This is a genomic window from Pseudomonas pudica (assembly GCF_015680405.1).
Classification (GTDB): Bacteria; Pseudomonadota; Gammaproteobacteria; order Pseudomonadales; family Pseudomonadaceae; genus Aquipseudomonas; species Aquipseudomonas pudica.
This window is the reverse complement of record NZ_JADLJS010000094.1, coordinates 1-2,713: the sequence shown is the minus strand read 5'-3', so window position 1 is coordinate 2,713 and position 2,713 is coordinate 1. Positions and strand designations below refer to the sequence as shown.

General features: G+C 62.6%; 4 protein-coding genes. All 4 read right to left on the bottom strand.

Annotated elements, in window-relative coordinates:
• Positions 1 to 159: 159 nt before the first annotated feature.
• Positions 160 to 711 carry a glutathione peroxidase gene (locus IRZ77_RS26605; protein WP_196174633.1) on the bottom strand — a complete coding sequence of 184 codons (552 nt, stop codon included), beginning with the start codon at positions 709 to 711 and terminating at the stop codon, positions 160 to 162.
• 46 nt (positions 712 to 757) lie between these two features.
• Positions 758 to 880, bottom strand: coding sequence for a hypothetical protein (locus IRZ77_RS27115; RefSeq protein ID WP_256573786.1), 123 nt, complete (start codon positions 878 to 880; stop codon positions 758 to 760).
• Entirely contained in the window at positions 877 to 2,079 is a 1,203-nt protein-coding gene (locus IRZ77_RS26600) for an MFS transporter (protein WP_046617188.1), read from the bottom strand. The genes IRZ77_RS27115 and IRZ77_RS26600 overlap by 4 nt, the downstream gene beginning before the upstream one ends.
• 63 nt (positions 2,080 to 2,142) lie before the next feature.
• The gene (locus tag IRZ77_RS26595; protein ID WP_046617187.1) at positions 2,143 to 2,547 is read right to left on the bottom strand and encodes a MarR family winged helix-turn-helix transcriptional regulator; all 405 of its coding nucleotides are present in this window, start codon (positions 2,545 to 2,547) and stop codon (positions 2,143 to 2,145) included.
• Positions 2,548 to 2,713 lie beyond the last annotated feature (166 nt).

The window sequence follows — 2,713 nt, the reverse complement described above, 5'->3', positions numbered from 1 at the left end:
TGACGGGCATCCATGCCCGTCACCTCCCTCCGCAGTCCCTCCGCTCGGCCTCCTGAAGTCGCAATCGGCGGCGCCTGAACTATTGCGCGCTGAAAAGCAAGAGCAAGAGCAAGAGCAAGAGCAAGAGCAAGAGCAAGAGCAAGAGCAAGAGCAGCCAGGTTATGGCTGGGAGGCAATGGCCTTTTCAATGGCAGCCCGGAACGCTGGATCATCCGGCTTGGTCAGGCTGGAAAAGTTACCAATTACCTTGCCCTTGCGGTCTACCACGTACTTGTAGAAATTCCACTTCGGCGCACTGCTCTGGCTGGCCAGCTCCGCGAACAGCGGTATCGCATCCGCGCCCCGAACCGCCTGTGTCTTGGTCATGGTAAAGGTCACGCCATAATTGGCATAACAGACCTTGGCAGTCTTTTCGCTGTCAGCGTCCTCCTGCTTGAAGTCATTGGACGGCACACCAAGCATTTCCAGGCCTTGCTCGTGATATTCCTTGTATGCCGCCTCAAGCCCCTCGAACTGCGGCGCAAAACCGCAGTAACTGGCCGTGTTGACCACCACCAGCGGCTTGCCGGCAAAGCGCTCGCACAGGTCCACCTGCCCCTTGCCCCGCAACTCTGGAAGGCTACCCTCCAACAACGCTGGGCAATCGGCAGCCCAGCTCGATGCGCTGGCAAGCAGGGCCAGCACCGGCACCGTCAACCAATGTGCACGCATGACTCGTTTCTCCCGCAAGACAATTCCTGAACTTGCAGGGTAGCGTCTAACAAACACTCATGCCCAGTTGCATCAACGCCATCCCGCCCTTGTGCCAACCCCACCAAACCAGCGCCAGCAGCAACAGGGCGGCAACGGCCAGTAGACCTCGCGCCACGTAGCGGTTCATGCAGCCTGAGCCTGAAGCCGGGCGACCGGGCGTTCGCGCACGGGCCAGTTGAGGGCGGCAGCCAGCAGGCTGAGCAGGATGGAAATCTGCCAGACCAGGTCGTAGCTGCCGGTGCGGTCATACACCACTCCGCCCAACCAGCCGCCCAGGAAGGCGCCCAACTGGTGGAACAGGAAGACGATACCGCCAAGCATGGACAGGTTGCGCACGCCGAACACGCTGGCCACCGTGCCGTTGGTCAATGGCACCGTGGACAACCACAGCAGGCCCATGGCGATGCCGAACAGGTAGGCGCTGACTTCAGTCACCGGCGCCCAGAGGAACAGCACGATCACTACCGCACGCAGCAGGTACAATCCGGTCAGCAGGCGCGGCTTGGACATGCGCCCGCCCAGCCAGCCAGCGGTGAAGGTACCGACGATATTGAACAGGCCTACCAGCGCCAGCACTGTTGTGCCGGTGGTCGCGGCCAAGTGTTGGTCGACCAGGTAGGCTGGCAGGTGCACGCCAATGAACACCACTTGAAAACCACAAACGAAAAAGCCCAGCGCCAGCAACCAGAAGCCGGAGTGCGAGCACGCCTCGCGCAAGGCCTGGCCCAGGGTCTGTTCGGCACCGTGAGTCGGCAGCGGCCGGTCGCGCAGCAGGCCGACGAAGGGCACGATCAGCGCCACCATCAGGCCGAGCACCAGCAACGCAGCGGACCAGCCCAGCCACTGGATCAGGCCGAGGGTGCCCGGCAACATGGCGAACTGGCCGAAAGAACCGGCAGCGCTGGCAATGCCCATGGCCATGCTGCGCTTTTCAGCCGGCACGGCACGCCCAACCACGCCGAGGATGACCGAGAACGAGGTGCCGGACAGACCGATGCCGATCAGCAAGCCGGCACTCAGCGACAACGACCAGGCCGAGTCGGCCATGCCCATCAGCACCAACCCGGCAGCGTAGAGAATACCGCCAATGATCACCACCCGCGCCGCGCCCATGCGGTCGGCCAGGGCGCCGGCGAACGGCTGCGCAAGCCCCCAGATCAAGTTCTGCAAGGCAATGGCGAAGGCGAACACCTCACGCCCCCAGCCGAAGTCCGCGCTCATCGGCGCCAGGAACAGGCCAAAGCCGTGCCGTACACCCAGGGATAGTGCCAGAATCAGCGCTGCCCCCACCAATACCCACCCGCTGGTTCGCCACACCGAAGTCATTGTCGTTATCTCCAGCACATCGCAAGGTTTTACGGGTATATACCCGCTTATAGTCGTATCAATTCAAGCCAGCTGGTTCAGCAAACGCACCAGTTCATCCCGCTGCCCTGCCCCCAGCCGCTCCACCAGTTCGGCCTGTGCCTGTTCCCAGGCTGGGTGGGCAGCGTGCAGCAGCTGGGTACCGGCCTCGGTCAGCAGCACCACACGGTTGCGCTGATCGTCACCATCGGCCAAGGCCACCAGCCCTTCAGCCTCCAGCACCCGCAGGTTGCGGCCCAGGGTACTACGCTCCAGGCCCATGGCCTCTGCCAACGTGGTGATACTAGGGCGATCGAGCCGCTGCAAATGACGCAACAGGGAAAACTGGGCGACATTGACCCCGAAGCCGGCAAGGGCCTCGTCGTAATGCCGGCTCACCCCACGGGCGGCACGACGCAGATGGGTGCAGATGCATTCACTGGTCAACATGAATACGTGTATATACCCGCGTCATGTGTGTTGCAAGAGATTTCACTATGTCCCTCTGCCCTAATGCCTGCCACATCGCATTAAGGGGGCTGCTACGCAGCCCATCGCCGGGGGCCCCCCCCCCCCCCCGAAAAAGGTTGGGTGGGGGGTGTTGGGGTGAAAGGGG

Excerpts from the sequence above, each read along its gene's own strand:
- IRZ77_RS27115 (WP_256573786.1), bottom strand. The coding sequence starts at position 880 with ATGAACCGCTACGTGGCGCGAGGTCTACTGGCCGTTGCCGCCCTGTTG.
- IRZ77_RS26605 (WP_196174633.1), bottom strand. The coding sequence starts at position 711 with ATGCGTGCACATTGGTTGACGGTGCCGGTGCTGGCCCTGCTTGCCAGC.
- IRZ77_RS26595 (WP_046617187.1), bottom strand. The coding sequence starts at position 2,547 with ATGTTGACCAGTGAATGCATCTGCACCCATCTGCGTCGTGCCGCCCGT.
- IRZ77_RS26600 (WP_046617188.1), bottom strand. The coding sequence starts at position 2,079 with ATGACTTCGGTGTGGCGAACCAGCGGGTGGGTATTGGTGGGGGCAGCG.